The sequence below is a fragment of the Microcoleus sp. PH2017_09_SFU_O_A genome (genome assembly GCF_020738625.1).
Taxonomy (GTDB): Bacteria; Cyanobacteriota; Cyanobacteriia; order Cyanobacteriales; family Microcoleaceae; genus Microcoleus.
The window spans coordinates 1-18,708 of sequence record NZ_JAEQCF010000049.1; the positions used below are offsets into that span (position 1 = coordinate 1).

At 43.5% G+C, this 18,708-nt stretch carries 20 protein-coding genes; 11 read left to right on the plus strand and 9 right to left on the minus strand.

Annotated features, from left to right (window positions below; translation table 11 throughout):
- The first annotated feature begins 102 nt into the window (after nt 1–102).
- Nucleotides 103–1,149 carry a transposase gene (locus JGK16_RS18650; RefSeq protein WP_293191187.1) on the plus strand — a complete coding sequence of 349 codons (1,047 nt, stop codon included), beginning with the start codon at nt 103–105 and terminating at the stop codon, nt 1,147–1,149.
- A gap of 13 nt (nt 1,150–1,162) precedes the next feature.
- On the opposite strand, the gene JGK16_RS18655 is transcribed toward JGK16_RS18650, so the two are convergent.
- Nucleotides 1,163–3,082 (minus strand): transglycosylase domain-containing protein, encoded by a 1,920-nt coding sequence (locus JGK16_RS18655; protein ID WP_293176100.1) that lies wholly within the window; start codon nt 3,080–3,082, stop codon nt 1,163–1,165.
- Nucleotides 3,083–3,401: 319 nt separating this feature from the next.
- Between JGK16_RS18655 and tyrS the strand changes: the two genes are divergently transcribed.
- The 3 genes from tyrS (at nt 3,402) to JGK16_RS18670 (ending at nt 6,230) form a co-directional block, all read left to right on the plus strand.
- Nucleotides 3,402–4,634 (plus strand): tyrosine--tRNA ligase, encoded by a 1,233-nt coding sequence (gene tyrS, locus JGK16_RS18660; protein WP_293191195.1) that lies wholly within the window; start codon nt 3,402–3,404, stop codon nt 4,632–4,634.
- Between the two features lie 300 nt (nt 4,635–4,934).
- Complete coding sequence (pyrF, locus tag JGK16_RS18665; protein ID WP_293191193.1) at nt 4,935–5,642, plus strand: orotidine-5'-phosphate decarboxylase; 708 nt, start codon at nt 4,935–4,937, stop codon at nt 5,640–5,642.
- A gap of 6 nt (nt 5,643–5,648) precedes the next feature.
- A complete protein-coding gene (locus tag JGK16_RS18670; RefSeq protein ID WP_293191184.1) occupies nt 5,649–6,230 on the plus strand; it encodes a hypothetical protein in 582 nt (193 codons plus the stop codon).
- 23 nt (nt 6,231–6,253) lie between these two features.
- Here the strand turns inward: JGK16_RS18670 and JGK16_RS18675 are convergent, their stop codons facing one another.
- On the minus strand, nt 6,254–8,065 hold the full coding sequence (locus tag JGK16_RS18675; RefSeq protein WP_293191182.1) for a bifunctional serine/threonine-protein kinase/formylglycine-generating enzyme family protein: 1,812 nt from the start codon (nt 8,063–8,065) through the stop codon (nt 6,254–6,256).
- A gap of 209 nt (nt 8,066–8,274) precedes the next feature.
- The gene (locus JGK16_RS18680; RefSeq protein WP_293176108.1) at nt 8,275–8,961 is read right to left on the minus strand and encodes a uracil-DNA glycosylase; all 687 of its coding nucleotides are present in this window, start codon (nt 8,959–8,961) and stop codon (nt 8,275–8,277) included.
- A 227-nt stretch (nt 8,962–9,188) separates the two neighbouring features.
- On the opposite strand from JGK16_RS18680, the gene JGK16_RS18685 reads away from it, so the two are divergent.
- Together JGK16_RS18685 and JGK16_RS18690 are read left to right on the plus strand one after the other, a co-directional pair.
- Nucleotides 9,189–9,860, plus strand: coding sequence for a phosphoribosyltransferase family protein (locus JGK16_RS18685; protein WP_293191181.1), 672 nt, complete (start codon nt 9,189–9,191; stop codon nt 9,858–9,860).
- 42 nt (nt 9,861–9,902) lie between these two features.
- Nucleotides 9,903–10,193, plus strand: a complete 291-nt coding sequence (locus tag JGK16_RS18690; protein ID WP_293176112.1) for a hypothetical protein — start codon at nt 9,903–9,905, stop codon at nt 10,191–10,193.
- 170 nt (nt 10,194–10,363) lie between these two features.
- On the opposite strand, the gene JGK16_RS18695 is transcribed toward JGK16_RS18690, so the two are convergent.
- The 4 genes from JGK16_RS18695 to JGK16_RS18710 all read right to left on the minus strand — a co-directional run bounded on the left by JGK16_RS18695 (nt 10,364) and on the right by JGK16_RS18710 (nt 13,213).
- Nucleotides 10,364–10,735: a VOC family protein gene (locus JGK16_RS18695; protein WP_293191180.1), complete on the minus strand. Its 372-nt coding sequence runs from the start codon at nt 10,733–10,735 to the stop codon at nt 10,364–10,366.
- Between the two features lie 62 nt (nt 10,736–10,797).
- The gene (locus JGK16_RS18700) at nt 10,798–11,631 is read right to left on the minus strand and encodes a DUF3037 domain-containing protein (RefSeq protein ID WP_293176116.1); all 834 of its coding nucleotides are present in this window, start codon (nt 11,629–11,631) and stop codon (nt 10,798–10,800) included.
- Between the two features lie 27 nt (nt 11,632–11,658).
- Nucleotides 11,659–12,441: a HipA family kinase gene (locus JGK16_RS18705; protein ID WP_293176118.1), complete on the minus strand. Its 783-nt coding sequence runs from the start codon at nt 12,439–12,441 to the stop codon at nt 11,659–11,661.
- Between the two features lie 151 nt (nt 12,442–12,592).
- On the minus strand, nt 12,593–13,213 hold the full coding sequence (locus tag JGK16_RS18710) for a histidine phosphatase family protein (protein ID WP_293176120.1): 621 nt from the start codon (nt 13,211–13,213) through the stop codon (nt 12,593–12,595).
- A gap of 55 nt (nt 13,214–13,268) precedes the next feature.
- On the opposite strand from JGK16_RS18710, the gene JGK16_RS18715 reads away from it, so the two are divergent.
- A complete protein-coding gene (locus tag JGK16_RS18715) occupies nt 13,269–13,721 on the plus strand; it encodes a hypothetical protein (RefSeq protein ID WP_293176122.1) in 453 nt (150 codons plus the stop codon).
- Between the two features lie 108 nt (nt 13,722–13,829).
- Here the strand turns inward: JGK16_RS18715 and JGK16_RS18720 are convergent, their stop codons facing one another.
- Together JGK16_RS18720 and JGK16_RS18725 are read right to left on the minus strand one after the other, a co-directional pair.
- A complete protein-coding gene (locus JGK16_RS18720) occupies nt 13,830–14,174 on the minus strand; it encodes a hypothetical protein (RefSeq protein WP_293176124.1) in 345 nt (114 codons plus the stop codon).
- Between the two features lie 81 nt (nt 14,175–14,255).
- A complete protein-coding gene (locus tag JGK16_RS18725; protein ID WP_293176126.1) occupies nt 14,256–14,402 on the minus strand; it encodes a hypothetical protein in 147 nt (48 codons plus the stop codon).
- Between the two features lie 89 nt (nt 14,403–14,491).
- Between JGK16_RS18725 and JGK16_RS18730 the strand changes: the two genes are divergently transcribed.
- From JGK16_RS18730 to JGK16_RS18745, 4 genes are all read left to right on the plus strand, one after another.
- Entirely contained in the window at nt 14,492–15,328 is an 837-nt protein-coding gene (locus JGK16_RS18730; protein WP_293176128.1) for a PHP domain-containing protein, read from the plus strand.
- A 278-nt stretch (nt 15,329–15,606) separates the two neighbouring features.
- A complete protein-coding gene (locus tag JGK16_RS18735; protein WP_293176130.1) occupies nt 15,607–15,816 on the plus strand; it encodes a CsbD family protein in 210 nt (69 codons plus the stop codon).
- A 136-nt stretch (nt 15,817–15,952) separates the two neighbouring features.
- Complete coding sequence (locus tag JGK16_RS18740; protein WP_293176132.1) at nt 15,953–17,545, plus strand: AAA family ATPase; 1,593 nt, start codon at nt 15,953–15,955, stop codon at nt 17,543–17,545.
- On the plus strand, nt 17,546–18,667 hold the full coding sequence (locus JGK16_RS18745) for a hypothetical protein (RefSeq protein ID WP_293191179.1): 1,122 nt from the start codon (nt 17,546–17,548) through the stop codon (nt 18,665–18,667). It abuts the gene before it with no gap.
- Nucleotides 18,668–18,708: the final 41 nt, after the last annotated feature.

An 18,708-nucleotide genomic window follows, 5' to 3' on the forward strand; every position in this document is an offset into this window, starting at 1 on the left:
AATCTTGACTCCAGGCAAGTCTAATATATAGTCTAAATAAAAGTCCATGACAGTAAATGTATTGTTTGTTACATTATACACCATAAAGTCAGGAGAGCCGTTTTGCAGGATGTGATTAACCGAGTGGAAACTTCCTTTTCAAATTTCACCACACCCGACAAAAATGGCAATCGTAGAGGCAAGCCCCGATTTAAAGGATTTCACTACTACAAATCTTTTACTTATCCTCAATTAGATAATTTAGATATCGCCAAGGATGAGCAAAATAGGATTTGCATTAACCTTGCCAAAATAGGTCAAATACCGATGGCATTCCATCGTCCAATACCAACAGGATTAACGGTTAAGACGGGGACAGTTATTAGAGAAGCGGACGGGTGGTATATTTCCCTGACGCTAGAAGATAAGACGGTTCCCGTGCCGGTTGCAGAAATTCAACCGACTGATGAAAACACTCTTGGTATTGACTTGGGAATTACTAATTACGCTTACCTTTCTAATGGCGAAAGAATTGAAAATCCTAGATTCTTGAGGAAATCTGCCGAGAAATTAGCAAAACTTCAGGCGAAGCTAGCTAGTAGAGTCAAGGGTTCTAAACCTTGGCAAGTTATAAAAAGCAAGATTTCTAGACTGCATCAATTTGTAGCTAGAGCGAGACTTGATTTTCAATTCAAGACGGCACATGAATTGTTTCGTAAATGCGATGTTTTGGTGGCTGAAGATTTGAGTATCAAGAATTTGACAAGACGCGCTAAAACTAAAACCGAGATCGACAATGGTAATTTAGTTTATTTGCCAAACGGTCAATCTGCCAAAAGCGGCTTGAATAAATCAATGCTTGATGCTGCTCACGGTCAGTTTGCTAATGTTCTCAAGTATGTTGCCTGGAAATTGGGTAAAAATCTTTTGTTTGTCGAGCCGAAGGGAACTTCTCAGTATTGTTGGAATTGCCTCAATAAAGTACCAAAAGAGTTATCGGAAAGATGGCATTCTTGTCAGTGCGGTGAGTCTTTGGATCGAGATGAAAATTCAGCCAAACTTATCAAGAAAATTGGTCTGAGCGATCAAAGTGGCGGGGGAACTCCGTCACTCAAAAAAGCCTTTGCAAAAAAGGAAAAAGAAGCCTGCGGTCTAACTGTACTCAGTTGACCGTCAGGTTCGTTCACGGTCGTTCAAAAGATGAAGCAGGTTTGAAATCTTCTTCAGGAACGCCCTGCAAAGCTTGGCTCATAAAATCGCGCCAAACAGGGGCAACGATTGTACCGCCAGTAGCACCGTAGCTCATCGGTGTGTAATCGTCGTTGCCTATCCAAACAGCCACCGACAACTGCGGCACGTAACCCACAAACCAGATATCCCTTTCTGAGGAAGTTGTGCCAGTTTTCCCAGCAGCGGGCCTCCCAATTTGGGCAGCCTTGGCAGTACCGTTGTAAATTACTCCTTGCAGGGCGCTGTTGACGGATGCCGCAGCCCAGGCGTTGAGAACTAATTTTGGTTTGGGCGTGTTGTCAAGCAAGACGTTGCCGCTGCTGTCGGTGACTTGCACGATAAATGTGGTGTCGGAATGCCAGCCGTTGTTGGCGAAGGTAGCAAAAGCTCCGGCCATTTCTAAAGGAGTGAGGTCAACTGCACCCAAGGGTAAAGAAACTACGGGTTCCATGGGACTTCTGATGCCGAGCACCCGGCAAATTTCAATTACTTTATTCAATCCGACTTCTTGGCCGAGCTTGACAGCGGGAATGTTCAGTGATACTTCCAAAGCTCTGCGGATGCTGACGGCACCGGAGAAGCCGCCGCCGTAGTTTTGAGGGTAGTAGTATCCGTCGCCGTCGCGGTAGCCGACGGGGGAGTCGTAGACAACTGAATCGGGGCCGTATTTGCCTGTAGCAAAGGCAGCGTAGTAGATGAAGGGCTTAAAGGAAGATCCGGGCTGGCGGCGTGCTTGAATGGCGCGGTTGAATTCACTCTTTTGGTAATCGACGCCACCAACCATTGCTTTGACGAAGTGGGTGCGGGGATCGACGGCTGCTAGGGCAATTTGACCTTGGTCGCGATCGTAAAAAAGTCCTTGATAGTAAAGTCGATCGTGCCACGCTTTGACGGTTTCTTCGGCGATGCGCTGTAGTTTGAGGTCGATCGTAGTTTGAACGCGCATTCCACCCTTGAGGACGGCATCTCGCCCAAAACGCCGTGTCAACTCCTGGACTACGGCTTGTGTGACGTAAGGAACTTGAGAGCCACCAAAAGAAGTGATTTTGCCCAGCTTAATTTTTTGCGCTCGGGCGCTTGCTTCTTCAGCTATTGTAATCCATTTGAGTTCTCTCATCCGGGTTAAAACGATTTCCTGCCGTTCTTTTGCCAACTTGTAGTTGACAAAAGGACTGTATTCTTCGGGAGCGGAAATTAAGCCGGCCAGCATCGCTGATTCTGCAAGGCTCAAATTCTCGGCTGACTTGTTGAAATAGCTTCGAGAAGCTGTCTCTACGCCGTACAAGTTGTGACCTAAATAGATTTGATTTAGGTACAGTTGCATAATTTGGTCTTTGTTAAGAATTTGCTCCAAGCGGATAGACATTACCGCTTCAGCTATCTTGCGACTAAATTTTGATTGGGGAGATAGAAACAAGTTCTTGACTAGCTGCATCGTCATAGTCGAGCCGCCTTCAACGGTTCTACCTTTCTCTAGGTTGACTATGAGAGCTCGGGCTATCCCGCCGGGGTTGATACCTTTGTGGGTAAAGAAGTTGCTATCTTCGATCGCCAGAACAGCCCGTTTCAGGTTCGGGGAGATTTTTTCAAGGGGTACGACATCCCGGTTAGCTTCATCGTGGATGCTGGCTAGGGGGCGGCCGTTGATGTCATAAATGTGGGTAGTTTCGGTGGGAGAGTAGGTTTGCAAGATGCGAACATCTGGCAAATTGCGGAAGCTGATCGCTAGGCCAACCAGTCCGCCGGCGACTACGGAACTGGCAAGCATGGTCATGCTGAGTATGGTTCCGGCGGTCACTTTGCTGACTGACTGAACAAACTCGAATACAGGGGCTGGGTTTTCCGTATTTTTGCGGACTGCGTTGGTTGACACGTGGATTTCACTTCCTCACTCGATTTGGGGTTTAAGACTTTTAATTTTAGATGGCAAGGCTGGAGGCTGTCAGTTGATCGATTTTAGATTTTAGGTTTTAGATTTTAGATTTTAGATTTACTCCACTGATAAATTTAGGAGTTTGAACCTTAGTCTAAAATTGTGGGATGTCCGCGACTCTTGTCGGGGCTGGTATCCCTTTCTGGATGGGTTTGCTAATAAAAGCTGGTCAGCTTTGAGATTATAGTAGCTTGATAGTTGTGTGTTTATGTGTCAATCAGTGAGTGTAACTAATTCTGCTGCACTTTTGCAAAATATAATGATGGACGATCGCTCTTTTATGATTTCTCCTAACTTTTCTGGAATTTACCGCGGCATCAGCGAAATTTTTCCCGATCGACCTGATTCTAGCAACCCTGACGAAAATCTGGCCCAACTGCTGGAAAAAGTCGATCGACCGTTGCGAGTCAAACTGGGAATCGACGCCACAGGGGCGAACATTCACTTGGGACACAGTATTTGCTTCCGCAAGCTGCGAGCTTTTCAGGATGCAGGCCACACGGCGGTACTGGTCATCGGAGATTTTACCGCAAGAATTGGCGATCCGACTGGGAAGTCGGAGACGCGCGCTCAGTTGACAGCCGAACAAGTGGCGGAAAATGCCAAGACTTATTTAGACCAAGTGCGTCCGATTCTAGATTTTGACACGCCCGGACGTTTGGAAATTCGCTATAACTCCGAGTGGTTGTCAAAATTGGACATGGCGAAGATTTTGGAACTGCTAGGCACGATGACGGTGCAGCAGATGCTCGCTAAAGAGGGATTTGATAACAGGATGCAGCAGGAAAATGCGATTTATTTGCACGAGTTTCTATATCCAGTAATGCAGGGTTACGATTCAGTAGTGTTGGAAGCCGATGTGGAGTTGGGGGGAACTGACCAAAAGTTTAATATTGCGGTGGGAAGAGATTTGCAGCGGCATTTTGGGATGAAACCGCAGTTTGGTTTGCTGATGCCGATTTTGATCGGGACTGACGGCGTGCAAAAGATGTCGAAGTCTTTGAATAATTATGTCGGTTTGTCGGAAGATCCGCTGACGATGTATTCTAAGTTGGAGAAAATTGCCGATCGCTCGATCGCCCAGTATTTCGAGCTATTGACAGATTTGCCGCTTGATGAATTGCCAGAAAATCCGCGCGAAAAACAGAAACTTTTGGCTGTGGATGTGGTAAGTCAGTATTTTGGGAAGGAAGCGGGCGATCGGGCACAACAAGATGCGATCGCGCTAATCAAAGGTGCGGCGGGACAAGCTGATGCTGTGGCGGAGTTTTCTTTAGCAAGCGTGGAGTTTCCGGCCAAGTTGTTTTATATTCTGAGTGCTAGCGGGCTTTGTAAAAGCAGCGGCGACGCACGGAAGTTGATGCAGGGCGGCGGAGTGAAGTTGGAGGGTGAGAAAGTTTCGGATGTTAATCTTACCTTTGAATCACCAGGTGATTTATGCGGTAAAGTTTTGCAAGTAGGCAAAAATAAGTTTGTCCGCTTAGTGGATTGAGTTGGGATTTGTTAACCGCCATTGGTGTCAACTTAAGTCTATAACCCTTGATAAATCTCGCTTTGCTCCGAGGCCAGATCCCCCTAAACTTAAGTCTATAACCCTTGATAAATCTCGCTTTGCTCCGAGGCCAGATCCCCCTAAATCCCCCTTAAGAAGGGGGACTTTGATAATACTCTTGTCCCCCCCTTCTTAAGGGGGGTTAGGGGGGATCTAGGCCCGAACCTCAAACAGCAGTCTGTGACTACGTTTGATGTTTTGACACCAATCTACTATGAAGTTCTTACTACGAACGGTACTATGGTCACAGATAAAATTATTGTTCCTTTGGATGTCCCGAGTCAAGAAAGTGCGATCGCCCTGATCGACAAACTGCCAGATGTATCATTTTGGAAAGTCGGTTTAGAGTTATTCGTTAGCTGCGGGCCGGCAATTATCGAGATTCTGAAAGAACGGGAAAAACGGATTTTTCTCGATTTAAAATTTCACGATATCCCGAATACTGTAGCTGGTGCTTGTCGGGCTGCTGCTAAGTACAATGTGGATTTATTGACAATCCATTCTACTTGTGGTAAAGATGCTTTGAAAGCGGCACAGTCAGCTTTGGTAGAAGGGGCGGCGGCGGTTGAGAAACCGACTCCTAAATTGATTGCAATTACGCTGTTAACGAGTTTGAATTCGCGACAGTTAGCTTTTGAATTGAAAATACCTTTAGAGTTGCCGGAATATGCTTTGCACATGGCATTGTTAGCTAAGGAAACAGGTTTAGCTGGTGCGGTTTGTTCTCCCCAAGAAGCGGAACAGTTAAGAATGAGTTGCGGGGATGATTTTTTGTTGGTTTGTCCGGGGGTTCGTCCAAAATGGGCTGATGGAGGCGATCAAAGGCGATCAATGACTCCGAAGGCTGCTTTAAAAGCTGGTGCTGATTATCTGGTGATTGGGCGGCCGATTACGGCGAACGACGATCCGGTGGCGGCTTTTGCGCGCATTTGTGAAGAGATTGGATAAGTACAGATGAACACAGATGAAATTTTATCAGCGTTCATCTGTGTTTATCTGCTAACATCTGCGATCGCAAGTCCGACTTTGGCTGCTAATTTTGTCACAAATGGCGATCGCAGTATAAACGCAAGTCGGTACAGTTTGTTAGCGCGATCGCCCTGTCCGGCTGATTTGGAAGCTTTAGTCGATCGCCTGTTGCAGGATTTGCCGAGTTATGCTAACCGGGTAATTGTGCGATCGGGCTTTGCTCCTAACAATTCTAGGGCGATCGGTGACGTGCAGCGTCAAATAATTTTAGCAGGTCGCCCGGAGTTTGAACCGCTACCTTTAAATTTTGCAGAAGCACTTCCCGAAAATGCCAGTCAAGTTTTTATTACTACTTTGGAACTGCAATATCGCGGAGGAAAGCGAGTCGAGATTCAGCAATATCACTGGCTGTTTTTAGCTAAAACAGAGAAGGGCTGGGAATTAGTAAAAATTGTTTCTAGGTTTGGTACAGTGGCGGATGTTAGTCCGTTGTCGCCGGCAGAAAACGAAAAAAGCGCAATTGCTGAGGCGATTCGTTTGTGGTTGCGAGATTGTTATGCAAAATGAGAAAGTATCAAGGGTTGAGAAGTTCATACACCAACACATACAACTCGAAAACCACAGTCATGATAGTCAAATTCCGGCGTATTGAAAAAGCGAAAAGCAGAACGGCAATTCCTCGGATGGTAAAGCCACGACCCCCCGCGCAGCACCCTTGCTATTTTATTATTTTGAGATTTTACTAATAATTCAATAGAATTTTGATAGCGATTATCATTACATTTTTCATCCCAGGCGCTACCATCAGTTGGTGCTCCGTAATAGCTACCGTGCCAGGGGTCAACGCACCACTCCCAGACGTTCCCGTGCATATCATATAAACCAAAAGCATTGGGAGAAAAACTGCCTGCATCTGTAGTTTGTTCTCGATACTGACTTTTTGGTGAATTATTGTAAGAGTAATTACCGTTATAGTTAACAATATCTGTAGTAATTGTTTCACCAAAATAGAACGGTGCAGTCGTACCAGCACGACAAGCATATTCCCATTCTGCCTCAGTGGGCAAGCGATAATTGCGTCCAGTATGTTTAGATAACCTAGCACAAAATTCCACCGCCTCATACCAAGAGACATTTTCTACTGGTAGGTTATTGCCTTTGAATTTAGAGGGGTCTGGGTTGAGATGATATTGAATTTGTGGCAATTTAGCAACGGCTTTCCACTGTGCTTGTACGATCGCATATTTTCCGAAAAGGAAAGGTTGAATTGTGACAGGATGTTGAGGTTTTTCTTTATATTGGCTTTCTGCTTCAATGTCTGGCGCACCCATTGTGAAGGTTCCACTGGGAATTCCTATCATTTCTAACTGCACGCCATTTTCCAAGTCTTCAGTAAAGGATTTGAAGTAAGAGGCTTTTGGTTTAAATTTAGCTGATATTTTATTAGCTGCTGCTGAAGAATGAACGGGTTTTGCTGGCGGTAGTGGTGCTAATATTTGATTGGGTAATACTGAGATTGAATCAAGAGCTTGCAATACTTCTCCTGCTGATTGATAGCGCGCACCAACTGGAAATAGTATCATTTTATCTAAAATTTTTGCCAAGTCCTTGTTGAGATGAACTGTCTTGTTTTTCCAGTTCCATTGCATTTGCATCGGATCGAAAAGTTCATCAAACAAAATTCCATTTATCTCTTTCAGGAAACATCCGGTTAATAACCGAATGCAAGTTACACCAAGACTGTACAAGTCACTCGCTGGAAAAACATGACCTTGCATTTGTTCCGGTGCCGCATAACCAGGAGTGCCAGTTACAGTTCCCACTTTAGTCAAAACACTACCGCTCAATTCCTTGGCAACTCCAAAGTCAATCAATACTAAAGAACCGTGAGAATTTCTAATGATGTTTTCCGGCTTAATGTCTCGGTGAATTACCTTTTGGTTGTGAACAAAATCTAATATCGGTAGCAATTCATTCAGTAATTGTTTAATTTGTTTTTCGCTAAACTTTCCCTGCTGCTCTAATTCTTTTAATAAATCCTCACCGTCTATAAATTCTTGTACTAGATAGAAGCGTTTATTTTGTTCAAAAAATGCCAATAGATCGGGGATTTGAGGATGTTTGCCTAAATCTCGCAGTCTGACTGCTTCTTGTTTGAATAACTGCGTCGCTTTCTGGATGGCGGCATTCCCTTGTAGTTGCGGGAGAAATTGTTTGATTACACAAATTGTATCGAGTCGATGTTCGTCTACGGCTTTGAATGTACGGCCGAAAGCTCCTTCGGAAATGTATTTTACTGCACGGTATCTGTCTCCGAGTAGCAGTTTGTTTCCGCATTTTTGGCAGAATTGGGTGATGGGTGGGTTGGGATGGAGGCAGTCGGGATTAAGGCATTGACTCATAATTTTTTTTGGTTTAATATTTTTAGATTAACATAATTTACCTATTTTAATACCAGTTGCCAACAAGCTACTGTTTGACGATTAGACCCTCGATCCCCCCTAGCCCCCCTTAATAAGGGGGGGACAAGAGTGAACATCAAAGTCCCCCTTTTTAAGGGGGATTTAGGGGGATCGAGACTCTGGTAAAAGCGAGATTTATCATGCTCTCTTTAACTTACCGCTTTGAATTCATCCAATTTAGCTTTTACTGCCTGCATATCTTGCCACATAAACCATTTTGGTGTTTCCGGTTCGCGGGAGGGATTTCGCAACAAGTATGATGGGTGAAAAATTGGCATACACAAACGTCCTTCCCATTCAATCCATTGACCTCGAATTTTACTAATTGGTCGCTTGTCGCTTAACAAACCTTTTAGGGCTGTAGCACCAGTTAATAAAATGATTTTGGGGTCTAAGATGCGAATTTGTTCGAGCAAGTATGGTTTGCAAGCTTCGATTTCTTTTGCTGTGGGAGGGCGGTTGTTGGGAGGGCGACATTTGATGACGTTGGCTATGAATGCGTCGGTTTCTGTGCTCAATTCTACGGATTCTAAAATCTTATCTAACAGTTTGCCCGATCGCCCTACGAAGGGTAATCCGGTTTCATCTTCATTTTGTCCGGGCGCTTCTCCCACAATCAAAATCGAGGCTTGAGGATTGCCGCGCCCGATGACGGCGTGAGTGCGGGTATTTCCCAATTCGCAGCGGTGACAGCGGTTGCAGTGTTCGCCGATTTGTTCCATGTTTTGATAGGTGCCGGCGGGAATGGGAATTTTGGCATTTGCTGGTATTGAGTCGTTTTGGAAAGCAGCACTTTGATTGCTGTCAAAAAGGCTGAGTTGCAAGTCGCTGGACATATGTTTAAACAGTTGATAGTTGACAGTTGACAGTTGATAGTTGATAGTTGATAGTTGATAGTTGATAGTTGACAGTTGATAGTTGATAGTTGATAGTTGACAGCGAAAATCCGATCTAGGTTTTTGCTCTAATTGTGCACCGTCAATTGTCCGCTGTTAAAGATAGAGGGGATTTTGGGGAAGCTAGAGTTATAGTTTAGATCGGGTTTGCTCGTACAGGCAAAAATATGTTCTCTAACCCGTTTTTTGACGATCGCGCCGATGCAGGCGAAAAACTGGCCGAGGCAGTTGCAGGCGAGCTCGGCAAGTTGAATTTAACAACACAGGATACTATTAAACCGATTGTTTACGCCTTGCCGCGCGGGGGTTTGCCGGTTGCTGTACCGATTGCGCGCCGCTTGGGCTGTGCTTTGGATGTGGTTGTCGCCAAGAAAATTACTCGCCCAGATAATTTGGAATTGGCGATCGGGGCTGCAACTGCTGACGGCCAGGTTCTCTGGCAAAAGCAAAATCAGCAAAATTTACGCTTGCAAAAATCAGCACTCCAGCAGGCTGAAAATAGCGCTCAATCTCTGTTGGCAGATTTGGCTTCGGGACGGCCCAATGTCAGCGCAGCGGGGTCTTTGGCGATTTTAGTGGACGATGGGATTGCGACGGGGATGACGGTGGCTGTGGCGGCGCAGGCTTTGCAGTCGCAGCAACCGATGGCTTTGTGGATTTGCGCGCCCGTCGCCCCGCCAGAGTTGATGGGATTTTTGGCGCAAATCGCCGATAAGTTGATTATTTTGGAGACTCCTCATCCTTTTTACAGTGTCAGCCGTTTTTACGCCCAGTTTCCGCAGGTGGAGACGGCGGAGGCTTTGGTGTGTTTGCAGCGACAGATTGAATGGCGATCGTAGGTTAAGCTGGAAGGCTACATCCAAAAGCTCGATCGTTAAAACATGAGAAGTTGGGAATATTGGTTGAACACTGTGATTCTGTCTAGCCAGCAAAATCCGCCTCGGTTTGTTGAGTTGGTGATGTTGACTTTGGCGATGATTTTTCTCGGGCTGTGGAGTGTAACGTTGCAGTGGCAGTATTTAACGCTGTCTTTGAGTTATATCATTGGTTCCTCTTTCTCAATTTTGGTGCGGGAATATATCGGGCCGCGGCCTCAATTTCAGTGGACTCATTTCACTGCTTTGTTATTGTTAATTATCAGTTTTTATAGTTTTGCTGAATTGATTAGATAGTTGAGGGGTTGTGAAGGAACCACCGGCGGGCCAGACGCCTGTTCCACCACAGAATCACCACCACAGAATCACAGGCGAGACGCCTGTTCCACTACAGAATCACCACCACAGAATCACAGGCGAGACGCCTGTTCCACCACAGACTACAGGCGGGAGGATTATTTTAGATTCTAATGGGATTGATGCAAAATTAGGCGATTTCCGGCGGGATCGAAGGCATAGATTTCTAAACCGTGTGAGGCTTTGATAATTTCTCCGGCGGGGGGATATCCTAAGGCCCAGATTCGGGCGATCGCAGTTTCGATATTGCTGACTTCCAAACACAAACTCATGCCTGTTTTGGCTCGATTTGCAAATTCCGATTTGTGGGAATCTTTCGGTTTGAATATGCCGAGTCTCAGGCCGGGGAGTTGAAATTCAGCATAATTATTGGGAATGTAAGGGTTTGGTTCTAGGTCGAGAAATTTGGTGTAAAATTTAACGAGAACTTCTTTGTCAAGGTCTGCTAAAGTCACGAAGGCTGCGCTGTATTGGAAACTCATATAAATGGGTAATGGGTAATTGGTAATTGGAGATTGGGGGAATTGGCAATGGGAAAATCGCTTTACCTATGCAATAGATTCCCCTTCTCAAGTCTTTCGATTACCCAACTTTCAACATCTTCTTCTTGAAGAACCTTTGCACCAAGTTCTGAGTACGTCGAGGTAGCTTGCTGATAATTTTGCTGAGATTCTTGATAGTTATCAGCGTCTTTTTTTGGCGGTAGTGCCATGATTGCAATAGGAAAATTAGGTTGACACTGTTTTACATCAGTAATCATCCAAAACAGAGATTTTTGCAGGTGTTCCGGTATCTTCACCTCAAATGATACACCGTGTGCTGCCAAGTAAGGTTGCCCATTAGCAACAACTGCATCAAACTTGTGAGAGTCTCGACTACCCTGCACGGAATAACTTGTTTTTAGGAGTTCTTTAGCATCATTTTTCACGTACTTTTGAAAAACATTTCTAAATTTAGAAGTGGTCAATCTTGCAGCATCTTGGCGGTCACGTCGATGCGGCTTTTGGGAATTCAAATCTACCAAAAAATTACTAGCAATATCTTCTAGTAAACTATCGACATCTGCTAAGGAGCCACGAGGTTCTGTCCACTGAATACTATTGAGCCAATCCTGGGCAATTTTATTTAAACGTTCCTGATAAGGAGCATTTGGGTTATCCCCAGGAAAAATCAATCCACAGTCAGCAGCTTGGGACATTCGCTGAGCAAACTCTTTCAAGAAAGTAACATCTTCCATGCCAAAATGCCGCACCCGCTCCCAGTTTGTGAGAAACTGAACGCGCACCTGTTCTTCGTTAAAAGCAACAACGCCAATATTAATCCGTTCGTTAGCAATTGGATTGGGAACGTATTGAACGATACTATACTTGCTTGCCATTGTTTCCGCCTTTTTGTCTGACAGTGGCTATAAGAGCGCCAGTAAATCCTGTCTTCTTTTAACAAGATACTCTACCATGGTAACACGCTCGTCAATTGTAAATCCCCATTCCCTGGGCGGAGCAGCCACAGCTTGAATAATGCTTTCTTCGCTGACAGCATCGAGAAGCATAAGTCCCTGGCTAATCTCCTCTGGCTTTAGTTGACATTTAGAAACAAGGTGGGGGTTTATCTCAGCATTAGCAGCTTCGAGCAAGTCGCGCTGGTTCCACTTTGGGCCGCCTGGAAAGAAATGACCGTGGTCTACAGAGTAAACTAAATTGGGACGAAAATTTTGATAGATGAATTGACAGTCATTAGCATATACCCATCCGTACAGCAAAATCAGCAAAGCAAACCTTTCGCGGTTTTCGGGCTGGTTTGTGTGCTTGATTTCTTCTCTTTCGGCAGAACATTTAGGGATGTAAAGCGTAGCATGAGCCGTTCCAGGAGTAAGATAAGAAAATCTAGAATCTTCAGCAATTAGTTCCTCATAAATTTCAACAATACAAGGTTCTCCCACAGGTGCTCCGATTGCGATACCGAGTCTTGCTACCACCTGATCGTTGACGATTTGACGCCCTGCTTGTTGCCCCTTGATGACATATTCCCGCTTATCAATGCCCCGTGCTAAAACTGGACGTGCGGCAGAAGCCCACCCTGAATGAAAGGTAATGATAATTATCGGATCTTCAGCTCGATCGATTCCGGCTTCTAAACAATCTTTCCACCTTTTTCTTCTCTCTTGCTTAGTCTCTGCACTATCGCTCACAATAATTTTGCAGTCATAAATTTGCTGGAAAATTATACATTATCACTTTAGATAGCAAGACTCAACGATTTTTTTTCTCGTGCTGCGAAGGAGACAAAGGAAGAGGAAAGCAAGAGTTCGCGAAAAATTCGGCAAGGATTGCTACACATTCTTAAAATCCGCCAATTCGTCCAACTATTTTGATTTTACCTTGTTCGTCGCTTTTGAGAATCACAGCTTCGCCGCTTTGGGGAACAATATTTGTAATTGCTGTAATATTTACTTGATGAGTTACCATAATAATAGCGCCTTTAGTGTTGCGGTTGTCAACAATCAATTTGCGGATTGTCGCTGTTTGTCGGGCTTCTTTGCTGCTGTCGCTAAAGAACGAGTTGAGTGTTCTTAATGGCTCGACTTTACCTAAATTTATTAGTTTTGCTGTTTCCAAACACCGACACCACTGACTCGATAAAACTCTGGCAATTTTGATGTTGCGGTTGCGAAATTCGGCTCCAATTTGCTGGGCTTGGGTTCTTCCCTGGGCTGATAAGTTGCGCTGGGTGGAACAGTCGCCCAATTTAAAGTTAGCAGGATCTCCGGTTCCAGGGGCGATCGCGTGTCGCATTGCCACCACCAACCCTGTCTCGCCCCGCTGCAACAGTTGCCATCCCGCTTGAGTCTGGGCGTTGGTTGCTGCGTCAGAAGTTGTAGTTGCATTGATTATGCCGATCGACAATACTAAAGCTAGCGAGCCCAAAAACCATTGACCGTTGAGGTGAATCCGCACAGCCATTGTTCCAGAACCTAGAAATTATCTTATCATATTGTAATACAACAAATATTTCTCTATGGAACTCACCAACTTTATTGCTCTGTCTGTCATTGTTGTGGCTGCCCTGGGGATTGGCATGGGAACAATGACTTGGGCTTACTCCGGTAAGGGCAGCATTTCGGTACTGTTTAAAGAACCTATTTTAAACTCGCCAGAATTTCCCGATACTGACAGCGGTAGGAAAGCTGCGGCTTATTTCCAAGCTGGAATTGAGGCTTATCAGTCGGGAAATTACCGCAAAGCTGAAGATAAATTTACTAGCGCCATACAAGAGGTTTCAACGGCAGAGGCTTACCACAATCGCGGTTTGATTTTTGCGAATTTGCGATCGGATGGTGAGGCTGTTGCAGATTTGATCCGTGCTAGCGAATTATACCAAGAGCAGGGTAATGGAAGTGCGATCGACAGCATCAAACAAAACCTGGAAGCGTTGAAGCAGCGCAAGTTAGAACGGGAGAAGCAAAAATAAATCAAAAAATAATAACGAAATTCCCGGCTTTTTTAAGAAGTCGGGAATCAGAGAGGGCAAGCTGAATTTACGTTTGCTGCCAATCAAATTTAAATATTAGTTATGATTTTAAAATAGTCTTGTATCTTCGATTCTGTCAATTTGAGCAATCAACATTTCTCGGCTACAAGCAACGTGTCGATAATTAGTAATTGGATCGTAAGCTTCCCATTCTTGAGTTACTTCGCGGTCTTGCCACATAAACCATTCGCGGTAAATTTCGCCTTCATCAATATCGCCGCATACAGCCAGCCAATCATCTCCTCCCAAACTGCTGTAATCTCCTCCCACTAAGTCGATCCAAGCAGCAGCGATACAATAGTCCATGTTACTGTGAGAATTCATCCCATGATTGTTGGAATTAATTTTTTGAGAGTGTACGGAAGTTTCGGGGAAGCAAAGAGTAGATTTCATATGTATTTCCTGAATGTCATGTTGTTACTTTAGAAAAAATCCCTGAGTCATGGTGTTCGCCAAATGCCACTATCCGTACCTTCACACTTTTTCGCTCGATCGCGGATGACGGGCGATCGCACTCAAACGTTTGTCCTGTATAACTTGAGAGTGTGTTTCTGCGTACAAGCAACAGACGCTAAATTCAGCCAATTCGCCAACTGGCACAAGGGCGAAGCTGGAACCCATAGTTAGGAATCACGGACTAAGGTTATACTTGCTGAGGGGGTTAGTTTCAGTACAGTTTGCAAAGTCGATCGATAATTAATCAGGTCAATATGCTAGAGCTTCACTGCCATACAACTTACTCCGACGGTACTCTCACCCCCAGCCAACTCGTAGCAGCCGCCGCTGCCTCAGGAGTTAGGGCTTTAGCCATCACGGATCACGATACGATGTCGGGTTGGGACGAAGCCTTCGCCGCCGCTAGCTTGTACAATCTAGAAATAGTACCAGGGCTAGAACTCAGTACGGTACATAACGGTCGATCGCTGCATATTTTAGGTTTTTATCCCGATGCAAATAAGCTGCGAGATCCTTTGAAAGCGCGCCTGGAAGGACGGTTTCGGCGATCGCAGGAAATGGTAGAAAAACTAGCAGCAATGGGATACGCGATCGAACTGCCAACAACATCCCCAGGAATGGCACCGGGAAGGCCTCACATTGCTAGCGCGCTGGTAAAAGCCGGTTACGCCAAATCATCCCGGGAAGCCTTCGATCGCTGGCTGGGAGATGACGGCCCGGCTTACGTGCATTACGAGAAATTCTCGATCGCAGAAGGCATCGATTTACTCAAGAGTTGCGGCGCAGTACCAGTCTGGGCTCACCCTTATTTGTTTCGCGGCGGCGCTGTTGAGGAAGTCTTGAAAGAATTAGTAGATGCTGGTTTAATGGGAGTTGAAGTATACCATCCCAGCCACAGTTCCAGCCAAATTCATAAGTTAAAACAATTGTGCCTCGATCGCGGTTTGCTGATGACAGGTGGCAGCGATTATCACGGCCCCGAAGTAGAAAGAAATGAAAGGAAAGGTGTTGAAACTACTCACTTGAATATGCTGCATATACCGTTAGAATTGCTCGAACCGATTAAAGTTGCAGCGGCGAGTTTAAAATAGTTTGTAACTTTTTGGGCGGGCTAGAAGCCCACCCCACAATAATTTGAGTATAACTGTAGGGTGCGTGCCTCAGTTTTTATCAGAGTAAATCTGAATAATCAAGTCATTCTGACGCACCCTACTACTGCGGTTTCTGTATCAATAAAATATTGGGCAAAAACTCTACTGAAAACCAATAAAAATCAAAATCAACATAAATTAATGTGAAGTTAGCGAGCAACTTCTGTTGAGCTAATGTTAGGGTGGTAGTAGCGTTCAACTACTCAATGGAGCTGATTATGAGTACAGAAGACAGAGCAAAGGCGATCGGCAAAAACGTAGAAGGCAAAGCTCAGGAAATTTTCGGTAACATCACGGGCAATAAGAAAGACCAGGCAGAAGGCAAAGCGAAACAAGCGGAATCCGCCGCCCGCCACGCAGCAGAAGATGTGAAAGATGCGGTAAAAAATCTGACGGATAAGGCCAAAAGGGCGATCGACAAATTGTAAGCTGTCGGGCATCTAGATTGTATTTGTGGGGCGGGCTTCCCGCCCGCCCCAAAAGATTTTAATCAAAATTAAATCTAAGATTTAGAGGCGTCTGGGCAGATAAAATATTAAAGCTATTCCTTATTAAGAGGTATGAATGGATTCTATTAGAGTGGAAAGATTACGCTGTCTGGCTGACACTGGCTATATTGAGTTAAAGCCTATAACTGTTCTTCTTGGGCAAAACAGTTCAGGTAAGAGTAGTTTTCTGCGTATTCTTCCTCTATTGAAACAAAGCCTAGAATCTAGAACAACTGGGCCAATACTTTGGTCAGGTCGCCTAGTTGACTTCGGTAATTTTGAGGATGCTCATCAAACAGGAGCAGAAGATAATATTGAATTTTCTTTTAACTTCAAGCTCGAATCAAGACAGTTTCCCTCTGCTAGAGATTTTTCTTACTTTCTTTTTTCGGGAGAAGCAAAGATTTTAAACACTTGTGATATAACGTTAACTCTCCAAGTCTCAGAAAATAAAAAGAAAGAAACAACAAGAACAAGTAGAATCTTTTTGCAGCTTGAAGATTCAAAAATCCAATTATCTTTTGGTGAGGATGATTCTCTAACGGACTTTTTCGTAAATTCATTTAACGTTTTAAATTTGGGTAATAAATATGTTACTAGAAAATTTGACAGGAGTCTGATTCTGCCAACTATTACTGAAAGTGAGCAAAAAAAAGAATATGAATTTGAAAAATCATCCTCACTATCTCCTGGTTTTGTGAGATATCGTTCTCGCTTCAGAGCTTTATTTCAAGCTTTGATAGACAAAACCAAAGAGACGGCTCATCATGCAACTAAGTTAGAGACTATTATTCAAATGGCACTCTCTTTTGGTCTCGGCAACTCAGAAAATATGTTAAAAGATATTCAAGAAAATAATATTGCTGGCAAATCTTGGAAGAATAAAACTAAGAATTGGACAGTTGAGACAAAAGATTTTAAAGATTTAAGGGATCTGATTATCGCAAATGCGATACCTTTTATTCTTGAAAAATGTGATGATACACTAGCGAACTTCTCAAAGAATATTAGCTATATTGGGCCAGTACGAGCTACAGCAGAGCGTTATTACCGAACTCAAGATTTAGCTGTTGATGAAGTGGATTACCAAGGTAATAATCTTGCAATGTTTTTACGCAATCTAACTGATTCAGAAATGAAAAACTTTTCTACCTGGACTTTAGATAATTTTGGATTTAAGCCATCAATTAAATCTAGCCTTGGTCACATTTCAGTAAAAATTCGTTCTAAAAATTCTGATAAATACCTGAATGTTGCTGATACTGGATTTGGTTTTTCTCAAATTCTTCCTGTTATTACTCAATTATGGTTACTAAGTTCATTTCGTCGAGTAAACCGAGGAACAATAACCTACGCTATTGAGCAACCTGAGTTACATCTTCATCCCCGTCTGCAAGGAACTTTAACAGATGCATTGGTTAAGTCAATCAAAGCAGCTAAGGAGAAGAAGATTCAGCTACGTTTAATGATTGAAACCCATAGTGAAGTATTGGTAAATCGCCTCGGACAATTAGTTTCCGAAGGTAAAATTTCTCCTGATGAAATCAACATTGTTTTATTTGAGCCATGCGATAAACCAGGAGAAGTAAGAATAAGAAACTCTCAATTCAATTCAGATGGGTATCTTTTAAACTGGCCGCTAGATTTTTTCGAGATGGAACTTGTATAAATGCTAATTTTGATTGATAGCTCTGTAGTAGATAAGGGAGATGAAAATACTTGGGACGATGAGACTGTTTTGGCTTTAGAAAATCTTGCATCTGCCCGTCGGGAAGGTAAGCATATAGTAATGGCTAAGAGAGAAACTTTTAAAAAAATTGCTCAATGCTCTCGTTTATCTCAATTTGCTAGAAAAATTTACCATAAGTTATACAACCAATCTACACAATTTCAATCCTATCTTTCGGCGGTAACAAGATATATTGAAATTGTTAATCCTTGTTATGAACCAGCAGTGATTTCTGATTCAGGTAAGCAAATTATTAAAGTTGGCCCACGTTTTTTTAATGATTCAGAGTCTGTACAGAAAACCATACTCTTGTGTGAAAATAGTGATGATGCTGTTTTATACGAAATTATAGCAAAAGTTTATCTTATATGGAAAAAGATGAATGTAAAAATAGTATGCGAACCTAGAGGTGGTGGTGGTAATACAATTTCTAGTGAGTATATTAATATTCAAAAATTTAAAAAACGCTTTTGCCTTTGTATTGTAGATAGCGATAAAATTGCTCCTGATGGAAATCTAGGCTCGACGGCATCTCGCCTCCAAGCTTTGAGCGATTCTACTTGTATAAATACGGAAAATTTTATTCTTGATTGCCGTGAAGTTGAAAACTTAATACCTAATTCAATTTTATCTGAACTGTGTTCCAAAAATCAGGAAAGACTCAAAGCATTAAAATTTTTTGAAGATATTAGTAGTAGTGCAGTCGATATTAGGTATTTTTTAGATATAAAAAAAGGAACTAGAATGAAGGAAGTTATTCAATCAAGTAACCCTAATATTAAGTCTTTTTGGGAAGTAAAGATTTCTATGAGTCCCCATATATTAAGTTGTATAGATAATTGGTGTCAAGTTAACTGGCAATGCAGTAGTAGTGGAGAATGTCAATGTAAAATCTCACTGGGATTTGGAGAAAGTACGCTCAGCAATACCGTTGAATATCTTAAACAAAAAAGTCCTCATGAGATTGCCAGAATAATTGATAAGTCCATGGTTTCTGATTGGGAAAAGATGGGACAGGTTGTGATGAACTGGTGCATTGCTGAAAGTCCTATTCGTGCTTGATACTTTGCTATTACTTGTTTATTTATAAAGGCGAAGCGCCT